The following is a 16,568-nucleotide window of genomic DNA, read 5'->3' on the forward strand; positions in this document are numbered from 1 at the left end:
GCATGCTCAACCTGTAGGCAGCCTCTATATATGAAATATGCAGACACCCGGAATAGCTACGGTTAACGGTTTTAACAGAAAACGATAATTTTTTACTGCTGTAGGATATCCCAAAAAATGTAATGATATCAATGGATTCACACCGTACTCAGGCAATACTGCAGCGAGGTTGTGTGTAAAATGTACTACATTCTGGCACTTTATTTGGAACCAGTATAGCATATACGTCTCAACTTTTAATGAATGCATAGGGCCTTTCATCCATCAGCCATTAACCGACAAAATCCCCGGACAGTAACTTTTCCCTCATTTCTTTCTCTTTAGTGGGACTATACACCTGTGTGTACTACGCTAGCCTGCTTATAATCACAGATATATAAAAAAATGTATCTATCTTAATATTATTTTAATATATTCGTCCTTGTTTGTACTAAGCACACCACACCCTACCTATGAATACGATAACCTACGACTTGGGGTTACGCCTGCTGTTGACATCCTGTTTTAAAGAAGTAGTAATACCCGTTGCTACTGATTTTATTTACACTGCAAAAGACAGCATCCACCATCAGCACAATATCAATTTTATACATAGCACTACCGGTGCAACTTATCCGCTTAACAGGCAATTGACTATAGTCGGTCCACATAGTTCAACCTCTTTTACAAGCTGAATGTAACGGCAGGTACCTACCTGTTGCCGGGAACTTCCATGGGCATTGCAGTGGTAAAAATTGTCATAAACACACACATGTAGCAATCAGAAAAATGAAACACAGTATATATAACACATTCCGTATAGCGCTGCTGGCAGGCATGCTGCTGTGCGCTGGTTATTTCAGATCGGCCGCGCAGAAGTATCCTGTAAAGGTGCAGGTGCAGTTATTGCAACCTGTATCACCGCAGCTGGCTGACCTCTATACCGGTACGCAGGCCAGAATGATTGTCACCCTGCTGAACACTGACCTGCAAAGTCCTACGTTATCCGTCCGTTTACGCTTTATCATCAAGGGTGGTAATGCGGTGTTGCGTAGTAAAGACTATGTTTATTATCAGGCTATTCAACTGGATGCAGGTATTCCATTGCGACTAAGCGTGGATGATCTGGCCCCTTATTTCCAGTTGGCCAATCTCGATGCTTCGGGCATTCCTCCTTCGCAACTGATGCCGAATATCCACCTGCCGGACGGATATTATACTTTCTGTGTGGAGGCGGTAGAAGTGAATAGCGGTCAGCAGGTCAGCAATAGTACGCAGGGGTGTTCCCCGCCTGCATGGATCAGTGTTAGTCAGCCGCCTTTATTGAACCTGCCCGTCAAAGGTGGAGGCGTGGCATTCAGGGATCCCCTGAATATTATCTTCAACTGGACACCACGCCATATGAGCAGTGCCAATGCAGCTTTTCAGACAGAGTATGAGTTTACACTGACAGAGTTATGGGATACGGTGATTGCACCGGAAGCGGCATTTCTGAATTCACCTCCGTTGTATCAAACCACTACAGCTACTACAACATTATTGTATGGGCCTGCAGAGCCCCCGCTCTTGCCGGGTAAGCGATATGCATGGCGTGTAAAGGCAAAAGCGAAATTAGGCGCTGATGAATTTGAAGTGTTCCTGAACAATGGTTACAGTGAGATCTATTGGTTCGTATTGCAGGAGAACTGTCAGCCACCACAGCAGGTATTGGCAACGATAGAGGAGAACGTCGTTACTGTCAACTGGTTACCGCAGCCCCAAATGTCGGAATACATAGTAGAATATCGCGAAGCAAATAAAACCGGTGCAGAATGGTTCAGTATGAAAACAACAGAAACCCGAGCGGCGATCAATGATGCGGTGCCGGGCAGAAGTTATGAGTACCGTGTGGGTGGGTATTGTGTGTCAGCAATAAAAACAATGGGCGACCTGCATGGTTTTGATATGCCGGCAAGAGATACTGCTGATAATAAGAACTGTGGATTATTACCTGATATCAAACTGGCTAACCAGGAGCCTATTAAGGAACTGAAGAATGGTGATCAGATCATGGCGGGCGATTTCCCGGTACGTCTTACGACCGTATCTGGTGCTGGTACATTCCAGGGGGCAGGTTATATAATGATCCCATTCCTGGGCGATACAAAAGTAAAAGTGAAGTTTAACAATATTACTGTCAATACCAGCCGGCAGTTGCTGAGCGGTGTGATACAAACCACTTTTGATAGCCTGGCAACACAGGTAGTAGGGGTGGACAAGGTGGTACAGGCCATCAAAGATCTGGCTAGCGTGATAAATGACCTGGCGCATCTGTCGATAGATAGTGACTATCTCCTGGTGAAAGATCTGGCTGATGAGATCAGGAAAATGGCCGAGAATGAATTGCCGGAAGACCTGAAAGAGCGTATTACTAAAGCTGCAGACAACCTGGAACAGGCTAAGAAAGACTACGACAATGCAAAGGCCGAGTATGACAATGCGAAAACACCGGAAGAGAAGGCCGCAGCAAAGGATAAGAAAGACAAGGCAGCAGCTGCATTTGAAGAAGCAAAAAAAGAAGTAGATGCAGTGAATAAGGAAAAAGAGGAGCTGGTGAAGTCGGTTACTGACATGTTGGTAAAAGCAGTTAAAAAACTGAAGTCTGATTATGATGACAGCAGACGTACTAAGATCAATGAGGATTTCGATGCCAGCCGAACCGCATTGAATGATCTGATCAGCAGAACTAAGAAAGCACTTTTAAATGGAAAAATAATGCCTGACAATGCCAACCAGGGTAAGAACGTAGTTGTCATTGCCATAGATAGTGTGGATGTTTCAGCGCCTGTAGAAGATGAATTTTCAAAACTGAGTGTCGCATTTAAAGAGGCGGAACTGCAGAAGAACAAAGTGGCAGTGGCAGACATGTTTGACCAGCATATATCCAGTAAGGAATACTATGCATTCATCACCCAGGTGCTCAGAATAAACGGTAAGAACCTCGTTGACTACATTGTTACTGAAAGAAATGACGAAGTAGAGGATGATGTTATCGTCGACAATCTGAAAGTCGAACTGGAACAATTAATAACTGATTTGTTGAATAAATAAGCTGGTAATATGAAAATGTTACATAAGTATATACTCTTGCTCGGTCTGTTGTTGCAGGCTGGTGTAGGAATTGCAGCTCCGGACCGGGACAGTCTTATGACGAAGGTAATTGAGAGAGGCAGGATGGCTTTTAAAGAGCTGGTGCGGCAGAACAAGCTGAATGATGAAAAAGGTCTGTCATCCCAAAATCACTATGTATTGCATATCAATACAGCAGACCTGATAGATGGACAGATAGACAAACTTGATAAGGAATATATCAAACAGCGGAAAATAACCTATGGCGCAGGATATGTAACAGGTGATGAGACGGCTGGAGATTTCCTCGTACCTGCCGGTGAAGATCTCGATGAACTGGAAGCGAAGCTGGAAAAGTTTAACACAGACCCTAATACAAAAGTACGGGCGTATCTGGTCACCGTTGATTTTATTCCAATGATCTTCGATGCTCCGGGACTTGATCTGGAAACTCTCATGACCTACTATAGAGGAGGAGCCGGTGGAACAAAGGAAGGAGACATGGCAGAGAACGCAAAAAATGATGCGGCGGCCATCATACAGGGAATCTCATTAGAACTGGTGGCTGCACCACCAGAAGACGGTACAAAGCCGGCATTTAATACAGCTTGTTTCGGGATGGTGAACTACAGGATCTATGATAAAAAACGGAGGTACAAGAAACTACAATTATTTTCCTGGTATTCTAATCTGTTAGGATCAGAGCTCGAATCTTATAATTTATTAATATCGAAGCACCTGCAGTCAGTCAAGGGGGAGACTGGTTATAGCCTGATAGAGAAATTTATAGACGCCACTATTGAGAATAACACAGACTTTACGTTGTTACCGTCTGTAAAGAGTAAGATATTCAATGCCTATACTCGTTCGCAGATGCAAGAGGTGCTATCAACGATTAGTGCTAATGCATACGATCAGTTTACTTATGAAGAGCGTATTCGGGCTGTTAAAGTGCTTGCCTCAGAAGAGCTGATGGGTAGTACCGCAGGAGAAATGATAGCGGATCTCCTGGCAACTGCAAACTTTGAAGAAGATGCCGGAAAGCTTAAAGAAGATCTTGACAAAGTTAATGACCTTATTCCGAAAGCATATGAAGCAGAAGAAGCTGAGGCTACTATGAGAACGGTTAATTACAGGGAGTTGAGCCTTCTGCATTTACTGGTAGATGGTATATCAGACCATCTGATCGGAGACAAATCTTATACAAAGCTGATGCAGGCCTTCATTAACATAGCGAGATTTTCGCCAACTGCTGTTACCGAGGCGCTGGAGTTTTATAGAGATCCGAAAAAACTGGACCGGACAATAGTGTGGGACAAGAGCTATGCGCTTGAATTGTTTTCTGCACCTCCTGCTGGTATTAATAAATATGAGGTTGCGCTAGATGATAAGTTGGATAAGGTTACCGTTAAGAAGTCTCAGTTAGAATATGATCCAAACCAAGGATATCTGAAGCTTCGGGATGTGATGCGTGAGTATGTCAAAGGCAATAACACCTTTATCGAAAATATCTTAAAAGATATCGGCGCTGCTATGGATAACATGGATTTTGCCGGTTACTATGCAGAAAAATTTCCTCCCGAACCCAAGTGGAAGGAGGAACCTGCATTTACCTTAGGGGCGTGGCAGCTGGTGTCATTTACTAATAAGTCCGACATAGGATTACTGGCAACAGCTGTAGGAGAATCGCCGGACCAGAAAGAGCATAAAGCGCAGTTCATGCCGGCCATCGTACTGAAATACGCTGCTGATAAGAAATTGAACCAGGCTATAGGTAAAGGTGTTGTAATGGCTTTTGATGTGATTACATTGGTGACACCGGTAGGAGAATTAGCATATCTGGGCAAAGTAGCTAATTATGTTTACAAGGGTGTTGAATATGGGGCTAAAATGACAGCCCTGGGTCATCTGGGCGTAGAAACGGGAGCTATACCCCCGGACAGTAAGTTAGCTGAGTTTATCAATGAATGTTATCAGGTGACCGCCCTGCTACAGTTAGGTAATCTCGGTTTTGCTGCAACGAACGGTGTCATTGCCAGGCTATCGAAGGCAGAAGCTACGAAATTCCTTAAGTTGTATTACGGGGCGGAGAAAGAAGGGTTGCTATATCTTATGAAGGATCCTGATGAAGTAAAACTGGTGCTCCGGTTCAAGAAAGAACTGGAAGAGGCGGGTGTTGTAGCCGGATATGGTCAGAACTGGTTCAAGGCGATCAGAGACGAGGTATATGGCGGTATTTCAAGTACTGTTGCCAAAATGAAGGACAAGTTCAAGTTTCTTACGGCTGAGGGAAGTGGTAACCTGCTCAGATTCAAGGATGGAGCAGGTCAACAGGTTATGCATACGATGGCCGACGGAACCCTGGTGGTCGATAAAACAGCAGTGACAATTGCAGAAGATGCTCGTGTGCTGGAGGCAATGGATGGCGTTTCTATTCGTACGGCGGAGAATGCGAAGGAAATTGTGGAAGACCTGATGTTTGTGCAACGAGCCAATAAGAGCGTGGAGTGTATAAGAGGCGCTTGTTTTATAGCAGGAACACCCGTGCGTACGAAAGCGGGTCTTACTCCTATTGAGCAGGTCAAAGAGAATGATACCGTGCTTGGTGTGAAGGTAGCAAATGGCGATACTACCTGGCAAAAGGTCGCACATGTCTTCACAAAACATGCTTCGAAACTGGTGCGTATCATTACGGGGCGTGATACGATCTTCTCCACACCAGAGCATCCCTACCTTACAGAAAATGGCTGGAAAAGCGCTGCTGACTTAAAAGCGGGATGGCGGCTTAGGCTGGCAGGATATGCCTTTGCTACACTGACCGCAGTACTGCCGATAGATACCAGCGTAACGGTTTACAATTTTGAAACCAGTATTACACACAATTATTGTATTGGCAGCGAAGGCATCGTCGTACATAATTCGTGTGAGATCATTCGAAAACTTGAAAGCCGTATTCCAAAGGAGCATTATGACGATTTTGTTGATGATTTTAAAAATGCAGCCAAAGGTTCAGATGAAGAGAAACTGCTAAAGAAGTTCAATGAAGGAAAAATTTCTACCGATATATGGGTGATTTTGCATGACTTTCCTTCCCTTCGCGCAAACGCTGACGAACTTGTCAAGTTTCGGGATCTGCTGGGTGTATGTACCACTCCTAATTGTACTGCTTTGTTGAGGGAGATTGTGGCAGGCGAAAAGGAATTTAATGCGTTGAATCAAATTGATCGTAATATCTTAAGGTCCCGGTTTGAAGAATTTTTATATTGGGCCAAGTACAAAAATGAGACTGCCCTGGCGGCTCAACTGGAGAAATATGTAGCCCGGCTCAAAGAAGCAGGTGCATCCGGATTAAGTCGTATAGAATGGGTGGATCCCAAATCACTGCGTTTCTCTCAGGGATATGTAGGAGAAGAGGTATACGAATACGTAGAAATAATGAAGGCGAATAAATGGGATTGGACAAAGAGTCCCTTAGAAGTGGCTGAGATAGATGGTTACCTTGTAAGTCTCGACAACAGGCGTTTACTGGCAGCACAGATGGCTGATGTGAAAGAAGTGTCTATACGAGTGGTCACACTGGATGCCCCCCGTCCCGGAGGCGGCACCTACCGAAGTAATCTTGATAATAAGCTGTTTTCCAGACCATCGAAAAGAAAAGATCTTCCAAAAATTGATTTGCGACCTTACGGGTCACCTAACCGGCCCAAGATCGAGCCAAATGAATTGAAAGAATAATAAACGTATGAACAAGAGTATCCAGCAGCATTGGAATGAAAGTGAGTTACCAGGACTAGACGCCATTCTATTTTCCGATGGCACTATGATTATTCTCAATATTTATGCCTCGATAGCGAAGACGGGGAGACGATATTACGCCAGCCCGATGTGTGAAACCACCCTGAAAAGTGTTGAAAAGTATGATGACGATGTGTGGAGACACATACAAAGACATCCGGCATCTTTCGTGCTTCCTGATGGGAAGAAAGTTTATTTCGGAGAAGGAACGATGGGGCAGGAGGGATTCGTAGCGCTTACTGAGAATAATGACCAGCTGATCTGGGCATTGTTCTGTACAAACTCCAATCCATTTGTCAGTGGGGAGTTTGTGAATGGTAGGATCCGTGTTTACTCCACCTATGATCTCTATTTTAACATCGATATCCTTACACCTGAGAAGATCACTATTGAAGCGGCTGAATAACATCTGCCGCTTCACCGTTTGAAAGGCTGTTCGTCACCAACGGACAGCCTTTTCTAATCCCTATACACTGATTTTCATAAATATCCGTTAATGTTATAAAAAATATTATTAATATTATCCCCTATATCAGAATCAACAGATGGCAAAATATCTGGACTTTTTACAACAATATGCGAAACACCTGGGTGATCCTCAGGGAGTTAGTGAAGCAGAGATCAAAGCGATCGAACAGCAATTTAATGTGAAGCTACCTTTAGCCTACGTAGAATTCATCTCCATTTTCGGTAAGAAAAAGGGCCGCATTCTCAGGAATTATTCCAGCGAAGTATCCTACCTGGCACAGAACAGGAAAGATGCTGTGAAAGCATTGGCGAGTATGGGAAACGGTTCTTTTGCTATCAAAGACAGCCATTTCTTCTTCGGCGAGTGGCAGGGACTTTCTTCTTATTTCTTTGATTGTGAGCAGCAGGAAGACGATCCCCCGGTATATGTCCTGGATGCAGGTAAGGCGGAAGTATTTAAGCCTTCATTTTCACAACTGATCAGGGAAGAACTGAATAAAGTATTAAAATTCGATGGGGTTATTAAAAAATAGCATCCCACTTATTGTACCTTACTCACATCCGACAACCGTACCATTTCAGGCATCACGCAGATAGCCAGGCAAAGTACTGCCGGTGGGGTATCTGTAGCATGCATATTAAATGCAATGGTGTCGCCCAGGTTGATCTCTGCCGGTAATACGGTTGTAACAGTACTGTCTGTCCCAAGAATGTTAACCTTGTATAGTCTGCCGCCTTCTGTAGATGAGCAGCAATTGTCAGCTGTTGTTACCACTCCCTTAAAAGACCTGCCATTTTCCTTCGAGCAGGACAGCATAGAGATAAGGCATAAAAAAATAAAGATCTGTTTCATTTCAATTAGTCTGGTTGATAACTAGGGTATAGATGACCGTATAACGGGCAGCGGCAGAAAAAGTTACAAACTGCTGCAGACCGCATAGCGAATGACATGATGTTTTCCATATATTTATCTTATAAGCAGGAAGCATAACATGATAAATTCAAATCTCGCGGAACACAAAGCCATCGATATTCAGCAGCGGTTAAGGGGACAGGTCATAACGTCTGACCACTTGCCAGCTGAAATAAAGCTGATTGCAGGTGTGGATGTGGAATATGATAAGAGCAGCGATGTTATTGCCGGCGCTTTTGTATTGCTGGACTATCATACGCTGGAAGTGGTGGAAGTGGCCACACATTGTATGGAGGTGACCTTCCCATACATCCCCGGCTTGTTTTCTTTCCGTGAAATGCCTGTCCTGCTGGAGGCCTGGAAGAAGCTGAAACAGCATCCTGATATCATCATCTGCGATGGGCAGGGGAGGGCACATCCGCGGCGTTTTGGCCTGGCATGCCATATGGGTGTGCTGTTGGACAAACCCACCCTGGGATGCGGTAAAACAAGGTTATTTGGCACATATGATCCACCCGCTCCTGACCGGGGTGCTATCAGTCCCTTACTGGCGGAAGATGACGGGGAGCATATCGGGAATGCATTGCGGACACAAACAGGCATTAACCCGGTATTTGTGTCTGTGGGGCATAAGATCTCGCTGGATACTGCTACAAGCCTCGTATTAAAAATGTGCACGGAATACCGCCTGCCGGAAACGACCCGCAAAGCAGATCATTACGCGCGGGAGGCATTCCTGGCCTACAAGAGCGGCACTACTCCGCCGCTTCAATAACGATCTTCTCAGGTGTGAGGATGTCAATGTTATAATAGAGGTTGTAAGTCGAATAGGCGCGGATCTTACCGTTCACGAATTCAGCCTTTGTGAATGGATTGGAAGCCGTACTGTATAAGGCCCAGATCAGCTGATCATCATTTTCTGTAAGCGCTATAAAACCTTCTTCTCCCATCGCTCCTTCTCCGAAATAAACTTTCTTTCCATCAGGAAGTGTAAGGGTAGCGGGATGTCGTTCTATCTCTGACCAAACGTCGTCATTATATTTTTCAACACTTTGCAGATTGCTTTCACAGAGGGGATGCACATAATGTAACTTCCCGCCGCCTTCAGTTGATACAGCATAAAACTCAAGAATGATCACTGTACCATCTGCAAAAAGAATGGCGTCTATACCCGGCAGTTCGTTATTATTCCAATGCTCCTGGATGATGTTCGTCATGTGTATGTTATTTATTCGGATATACGATCTTAGGCTGTTTTGGTGAACCATGCGGCCGCAGATCGGCTTTTTGAAGATCAGGTCTTTTCTTCGGTTTCGAATTCAGTTTCTTTTCCAGGTTGCTGCGATAAGTACCGCCATCAGGACGTGGATCGTCCAGGTTGACTATACGTATCGGCACCTTTTTTACGTCTGCCATTTGTGCTGCCATCAAACGTCTGTTGTCAAGACTCACACGGTGACCGTCTATCTCTGCTACTTCCAGCGGGCTTCTTTCCCATTCCCAATTACCTTCCCTCATCAGCTGCGCGTATTCTTCCACCTGATGTCCGACATATCCCTGAGAGAAGTTCAGTGATTTCGGATCTACCCACTCGATAGGATTCAACCCGTAGATGTCTACATAGGCATCCGGCTTTTTCACATATGCGTAGAGATGGATACCGCCAAATAATCCTGTAGGATCATGGCTGATATAATTACCTTCCTCCGGACTGTAATACCTGAACCTGTTGTAATAAAGACCTGTCTCCGCATCTTCATACTGTCCCTGGTAACGGAAGGGTACAAAGTGGCGGTCGCCTGCTAACTTACGGACGTTTCCATAAATATCCAATTCGCACGACCATACACTGTTGCCTTCATCGTCGTATGCTTCGCAAGGTGTACCGAGATAATCAGTGATAACAGAGTATTTCTTACCACCACTGATCCGCGCAGCGGGAATAGCTGCATCTGCTTCAAAGGTCCAGGTGATCAATGCTTCGGCTGGTACAGGCTCTGGTGGTGTTAATATATTCCCGTCTTCATCTATAGTGGTGACAGGGCGTTGTTTTACAGGATAATGCCATTCATGGAGTGGCGCATTACCATCCCAGAGCCAGCGGGTGATCTGCTGTTTATAGATCTTTGCAGTCCTTCTTCCAAGGGCGTCATATTCAAATGAAACAGCCTGTTTATCTGGTCTGATCACCTGTTTAAGCATACCATTGCCATACCACTCATATTGCCATACTTTTCCGTCTCTGGTGATCTTTTGTATGAGATTACCTTCTTCGTCGTATGCAAAACGGGCTTCTGTACTTTCTTTTAATTCTCCGCCGGCAGTGTATTTCCTGTCTTTGCGTTCAGTAGTTCTATACAGGTTGCCCATTTTATCAGGCAGGCGGTAATCATACTGTCCGTCTTCATATTGCGCCCTGGCCAGGTAACCAAAGCTATCATGACTGAAGGTGCTGACGCCTTTATCAAGCGCATTAACGATCTGGCGTAGTTGCTGGTTGGCGTCCCAACGATAATACCTGCTGCGTAAGCTGCGTGCACGGTGACTTACACTATGGTGTACCGGCAGGCCGGCTTCATCATAAACACGTCTGCTTACAATACCGCCCGGCAACATCCTTTCTGTTTCAAGTCCACGCAAGTTTCTGATGATCTGTGCTGTCCATGCATCATCGATACTACCATCTGTGGCAGTGATGCCAGTTACCAGGCCATTGTGGTTGCGTTCATAGCGGATGTCTGCACCGAGGCTGCTGCTCACATGGAGCCGTTTGCCATACTTATCAAATGCAGTGTTGATCTCGTGTCCGTTCTGCCATTCTTTCACAATATTGCCCAGCACATCTCTTTCAAATCTGACCGTGCTGTTTTCATTGATGGCTTCGATCAGCTGGCCATTACGATTGTAACTGAATGTTTCCCAGCTGCCGTCACTGTGCTCGGCTCTTGTTGGGCGATGGTTATAATCGTATTCATAAACGGTGGATCTTTTACCGGGACGATCTATTCTTATCACATTGCCCCTGGCGTCTCTTTTCAGATAGCGGGACACATTATCAAAGCCTGTCTCTTCAATGACCTGTCCGCATTGGTTCCGCTTAAAGCGATAGCTGGCACCATGTTCATTGACAACCGCTACAAGCCGTTCTTCCGTGTCGAGCAGGAAGTGTATCTTGGCGCCGTTCTCTTCCCTGGATTGCAGGCTGCCTAACTGTGTATAAGTGAAGCGGATATCATGGTGTTTGTCTTTGGCATGAATGACCTCGTCATACGCATTATATCCTAAGCGGATATGATTGCCATCGGGTGTTCTGATATCTGTCACCCTGCCCAGTGCATCGTATTGGAAGTGCTGCGCCTCCTGCTGCGGATTATTGATTCGGATACATTGTCCCCATACATCGTATTGCCAGCTGTAAGTGGCCTTATCCGGTAACATGACAGACGTCAGGTTGAGGTCTTCATCATATTCCAGTAAGGTCCTGCCCGCATGCAGTCTTTCCACTTTACGCAGCAGTTGCTGCTGATCATATTCAAACATCACGAGGCTGCCATCGGCTTCTGTAATGGTATGTATCTGACCATTCTCTTCATTGTATACATAACTGCGGGTGTTGCCCTGTGCGTCTTTGACAAGCAGCAGGTTGCCTGCTTCATCATAAGTGAATGAGCGGGTGGTGCCATCCGCTTTTGTAAAGGCAACGCAGTTTCCCCATTCATCGTAGGAGAAGCCGGTAGCATTTCCATCTTCGTCTATATACCTGTAGATCTCAAAATCTTCTGTGTATTCTGTAAATGTGGAATAACCCATTGGATCTTTGATCTGGTGTACCACAAAGTCAGGTGTGTAATAGTAGGTCGTTTCATTTCCCAGGGAATCTGTGAGCACATTGTATCCTTTCTCCGGATGGTATGCAATATATCCATCGAGTACACCTTTTTCACCCCAGGCATGAATACAACGGCGCTGGCGGTCATATTCCCAGTAGAATGATTGTCCGTTCCTGTCAGTTCTTTGTACCATCAGGTGATCTTCGTAGATCATTTGTATGGCTTTGTTGTTGGCATCAATGATGGCGGAAAGATCACCGGCTTCATTGTATTCATAGCTTACCATGAGACGTTCCTGTCCGCGGTGATGCGCCGTTACCCGGGTGATCCTGCCGCTTTTATCATTCTCTATATGCAGTTGTCTGCCGGCAGTGTCGATAATACGCAGGAGGTGACCTTTTGAATTATAATGGCAGGTGATGATGAACCCTGCCTTGTCATGAATAGATACAAGACGGTATTGCTGGTCGGCAGGATGTAGTTTATGGAATGTATAAAAGAGTTTTTCCTTCTGATCATAGAGCAGGTAGCTGTTGACGTCTGTCCGCGTGAGTGTAAGTTGTTCATGACGGTTATACTCGCCCGGCATTCCGGAGGGCGTATAACCAAATACAGCGCTGCGTCCGTTTTTCAACAGTACGAGCGTGACGCCTTCCTGCACAAATTCCTGCACACGCATGTCGTAAGAGAAATGCGTGGCGTGTCCCAAGACGCCTTTGTGCGGACTGTCACTGTTCCATGAGCGTGCCCAGGTAAGCGGAATAGGTCCGGGCAGTTCAAAATCCACACCATCATATATAACGATACCCTGCACAAGGTCAACAGGTTCGAGTCCCAGTTTACAGAGGAAGTCGCTGAGTTTATTACTGCCGATGGTTTTCTGCAGTGCATGGTTGAATTTCGTTACCACCGTTTTCAGGCCTTTCAGGAGTGCGCCAAAACCGAAAGATGCTATCAGGTTGATGACCACGCCGGCCCAGTCGGGCACGTAAGGACCGCCTACCATAACAGGTTTGCCGAAAGAGAGCGGAATGGAAAAGGAAGTAGGCAAATACATGCTGGGCAAAGGCTTCAGTTTTTTGCCCGGTTGCAGTGACAACGGGATACCGATATCGTTACAGGTCATGAGCATATGTCCGGTAGGGCTCATGAGCCGGCCCTCTGCTTTCACCTTTTTGCTGCCATAAAAATTGACAGAATCATGCCCGATCAGTGGCGCCAGCAGCCAGGGGCCGCCCATGGGAAAATGTATGAATATGATAATGATACCACTGGTATCGCTTACACCACGGGGTACGTGATTTACTTTGGTAGTAGCGCCAATGAAGGGAATATAATCCATAGGGTCTACTACAAAGCCGATATATGGATGCGGTAGCGGAATGGGAAATCCAAAGAGCAGTACGATATGGATATCAAGGCCAATTACGGGTACAAAATGCTTATTACTTACTAACATGCTTAAGGTTTTTCTACGGGCTAAACCAGGGTTAAAATGGAAATATTTTCCAGATACAGTTATAGTGCAATATAGAAATTATTCTATTATCTTAACTGCCAAGGCAATACTCAACCAGAATAAAATCGCAATTTAAATGAAACAAAGGCTCCTGTCGCTCGACTTTTTCAGGGGTTTGACCGTGGCAGCTATGATCCTGGTCAATAACCCGGGAAGCTGGTCCTACGTTTATCCGCCACTGGAACATTCAAAATGGAATGGCTGTACACCCACCGACCTCGTATTTCCCTTTTTCCTCTTTATGGTAGGCGTATCTGTCACCTTTGCGCTGAGCAGCCGCAGGGCAGATACCGAAGAACATGAAAAGTTGATCCTGCATATTTTCCGCCGGGCGGCGATCCTATTTGGCATCGGACTGGCCTTCCGCCTGATCCCTTCCTTTGACTTCTATAATCTGAGGATCCTGGGCGTTTTACAGCGCATTGCGATCGTTTTTCTTGTCATCTCCCTATTGTACCTCAAAACGGGCACAAAAGCCCGTATATGGCTTTGTTTTTCGTTTCTGGTGATATACTGGCTGCTGATGACAGTAGTTCCGGTACCGGGTACAGGCCCGGCGAACCTGGAGCCTGGTACTAATCTGGCTGCCTGGCTGGACCGTACTATAATGGGAGAGCGGCATCTGTGGAAGCAGGCCCGCACCTGGGACCCTGAAGGGATTTTAAGCACCCTGCCGGCTATTTCGACAGGCCTGCTGGGTATTATGACGGGCGACTGGCTGCGGCGGAAGGATAAGGAGGATGCGGAAAAGGTGTCGTGGCTGTTTTCAGCAGGTTTTCTGGCTGTGCTGGCGGGACTGGTATGGGACGGGGTATTCCCGATCAACAAGTCCCTCTGGACAAGTTCATTCGTACTGTATACCGGCGGACTAGCGGCGATGGGCCTGGCATTATCGTATTGGTTCATTGACGTGCAGCAATACCGGCGTTTGACACCGCCTTTTGTAGCCTTCGGCAGAAATGCCATTACTGCCTACGTTTTATCCGGAGCCATTCCTATGATCTTTAAAGGGATGTCGGGAGGGATGTTCAGCGGTTACTCCGGGCTATTTTCACCTTTCAATGCATCCCTTGCCGCAGCCATCACTCTCGTGTTGCTGCTATTCATACCAGTATGGATCATGTATAAAAGAAATATCATCGTAAAAATCTGATGTGAAACGAAAATGTTACCACCGGCCGGTAATTTTTTTGTATTATTAGGCAATCGTCTTCCTAAACTTACTGCCAATGCAATCGGAGAGTCACGTGTTATGGTGGAATGCGTTTAAACAGGGGGATTGGGATGCCTTTACTGCGCTCTACGGCGAATTTTATGAACTGTTGAACAATTATGGCCGCAAGTTTACGCAGGACGCGGACCTGATCCAGGATGTAGTACATGATCTTTTCGTAAGATTATGGACCACCCGTACACGGCTGGGCAACCCTGCCTCCGTGAAGAACTACCTGTACAAAGCGTTACGCTCTGCATTGTTCCGTAAACTACAATCCCTGTCCAAATTTGTTGAACTGGATAATGCTTCCGGACAGGGCGGCTTTGCGGTGAACTTCATTCCCGATGCCTCTTTCCGCCAGGAAGAACAGGAACTCAGGAACCAGGTGATTGCCCTGGTCAATACATTGCCCGCACGCCAGCAGGAGATCATCTTTCTCCGCTTTTATGAAGGAATGTCCTATGAGGAAATCGCCGTCATTATGGACATTAATATGAGCTCAACCTACAAGTTATTATATAAGGCCCTCGATAACCTGCAAAAGGTGTCAGATAAGCGTTTCCTGACAATTTTAAGCGTACTGTTTTTCCTGTCTAAAAGTTTTTCGAAAAAAAGTTTGATTCCAGAGGGATAATTTCCACCATGTCATGTCTAATAGTAGTAAATCGGGGATATCGTGATGAACAATGAGAAATATGCAACATATAGATTGGAAGACTTCCTGGACGATGATGCCTTTATAAAGTGGGTGTCAGGCAAAGAACAGGATGCACTTGTAGCACAGTTCTGGAGCGAATTCCCTTTGGAGTACCCATCCGCTGCCGCTAACTATGAGTTTGCCGTCAGCGTGATCCGTACCTATCGTTCGCAGGAAGTGTGGGAGAACAAGGATAATAAGGCACATGTGCTGGAGAGGATCACCGCTACCATAGAAGCAAATAACAACCGCCGTCCTGCACTGATCCGTCGCATGAGCACCTGGGTACGCGCTGCGGCCATTGTCCTGATCGCGACTGTGGGTGGTTACCTGCTCTATACAAAACTGGGTAAACCAGCACAGGAAGTGATAGCAACAGGCTATGGTGAAAAGAGAACGATCACGCTGCCCGACCATTCAGTAGTAACGCTGAATGCTTCTTCCTCCATTACATTCAACGAGAAATGGGATACCACCGCTGCCAGGGAAGTATGGATAGAAGGAGAGGCTTTCTTCGATGTGAAACACCTGAACAGGGATACACTTAATATCCGGCCCGGACAACGCTTCCTGGTACATAGCAATGGCCTTACGATAGAAGTATTGGGAACGTCCTTTAATGTAAGAAGCCGCCATGGAAAAACGAAGGTGGGACTGGTAACAGGAAAGATCCAGGTAGGATTCAACGGCCCTGCCGCACCGAAAGCAGTGGTGATGTTGCCGGGCGATTATATTGAATACGCAGATAGTCATTTATTACTAACTAAAAAGATAGACAAGCCGGAATCAATTAAACGTTGGACACAGGTACCACTAACGTTTACAGATGCCACATTAAGTGAGATAATAGAAACATTGCAGGACAACTATGGTTACACTGTAAAGGTCAGTGAACAATCAATCAAAAAGCTAAAGATCGAGGGAGATATTAACGTAGCCAACGTAGAAGAACTATTGACTGTAATTACCACGACGCTGAACGTCAAAATAGAACAGCCTTCTGAGAAGGAGCTTGTCATTACTTCAGGAAAATAACAGCGGGA

Annotated in this window: 12 protein-coding genes; 9 read left to right on the top strand and 3 right to left on the bottom strand. The window is 45.7% G+C overall.

All coding sequences use genetic code 11. The annotated features are described in order from the left end of the window. Positions 1–452 precede the first annotated feature (452 nt). From L3C95_RS07190 to L3C95_RS07210, 5 genes are all read left to right on the top strand, one after another. Positions 453–674 carry a hypothetical protein gene (locus L3C95_RS07190; RefSeq protein WP_236386179.1) on the top strand — a complete coding sequence of 74 codons (222 nt, stop codon included), beginning with the start codon at positions 453–455 and terminating at the stop codon, positions 672–674. Positions 675–768: 94 nt separating this feature from the next. Next, positions 769–3,069 carry a fibronectin type III domain-containing protein gene (locus L3C95_RS07195; protein WP_236386181.1) on the top strand — a complete coding sequence of 767 codons (2,301 nt, stop codon included), beginning with the start codon at positions 769–771 and terminating at the stop codon, positions 3,067–3,069. 9 nt (positions 3,070–3,078) lie between these two features. Then, positions 3,079–6,822, top strand: a complete 3,744-nt coding sequence (locus tag L3C95_RS07200; RefSeq protein ID WP_236386183.1) for a Hint domain-containing protein — start codon at positions 3,079–3,081, stop codon at positions 6,820–6,822. Between the two features lie 7 nt (positions 6,823–6,829). Further along, positions 6,830–7,288, top strand: coding sequence for a hypothetical protein (locus L3C95_RS07205; protein WP_236386185.1), 459 nt, complete (start codon positions 6,830–6,832; stop codon positions 7,286–7,288). 139 nt (positions 7,289–7,427) lie between these two features. Continuing rightward, the gene (locus L3C95_RS07210; RefSeq protein ID WP_236386186.1) at positions 7,428–7,883 is read left to right on the top strand and encodes an SMI1/KNR4 family protein; all 456 of its coding nucleotides are present in this window, start codon (positions 7,428–7,430) and stop codon (positions 7,881–7,883) included. 8 nt (positions 7,884–7,891) lie between these two features. Here L3C95_RS07210 and L3C95_RS07215 read toward each other — a convergent pair whose 3' ends face one another. After that, on the bottom strand, positions 7,892–8,203 hold the full coding sequence (locus tag L3C95_RS07215) for a hypothetical protein (protein ID WP_236386189.1): 312 nt from the start codon (positions 8,201–8,203) through the stop codon (positions 7,892–7,894). A gap of 139 nt (positions 8,204–8,342) precedes the next feature. On the opposite strand from L3C95_RS07215, the gene nfi reads away from it, so the two are divergent. After that, positions 8,343–9,038 (top strand): deoxyribonuclease V, encoded by a 696-nt coding sequence (gene nfi / locus L3C95_RS07220; RefSeq protein ID WP_236386191.1) that lies wholly within the window; start codon positions 8,343–8,345, stop codon positions 9,036–9,038. Here the strand turns inward: nfi and L3C95_RS07225 are convergent. Continuing rightward, a complete protein-coding gene (locus tag L3C95_RS07225; protein ID WP_236386193.1) occupies positions 9,019–9,480 on the bottom strand; it encodes a hypothetical protein in 462 nt (153 codons plus the stop codon). The two genes, nfi and L3C95_RS07225, sit on opposite strands and share 20 nt — an antisense overlap. Positions 9,481–9,487: 7 nt before the next feature. Then, positions 9,488–13,552 (bottom strand): DUF6531 domain-containing protein, encoded by a 4,065-nt coding sequence (locus L3C95_RS07230; protein ID WP_236386195.1) that lies wholly within the window; start codon positions 13,550–13,552, stop codon positions 9,488–9,490. Between the two features lie 136 nt (positions 13,553–13,688). Between L3C95_RS07230 and L3C95_RS07235 the strand changes: the two genes are divergently transcribed. From L3C95_RS07235 to L3C95_RS07245, 3 genes are all read left to right on the top strand, one after another. After that, entirely contained in the window at positions 13,689–14,765 is a 1,077-nt protein-coding gene (locus L3C95_RS07235) for an acyltransferase family protein (protein ID WP_236386197.1), read from the top strand. A gap of 76 nt (positions 14,766–14,841) precedes the next feature. Beyond that, positions 14,842–15,462, top strand: a complete 621-nt coding sequence (locus L3C95_RS07240) for an RNA polymerase sigma factor (RefSeq protein ID WP_236386198.1) — start codon at positions 14,842–14,844, stop codon at positions 15,460–15,462. A 45-nt stretch (positions 15,463–15,507) separates the two neighbouring features. Further along, entirely contained in the window at positions 15,508–16,560 is a 1,053-nt protein-coding gene (locus tag L3C95_RS07245) for a FecR family protein (protein WP_236387241.1), read from the top strand. The last annotated feature ends 8 nt before the right edge of the window (positions 16,561–16,568 follow it).

This window comes from Chitinophaga filiformis (assembly GCF_021646545.1).
In the GTDB taxonomy this organism is placed as follows: domain Bacteria; phylum Bacteroidota; class Bacteroidia; order Chitinophagales; family Chitinophagaceae; genus Chitinophaga; species Chitinophaga filiformis_A.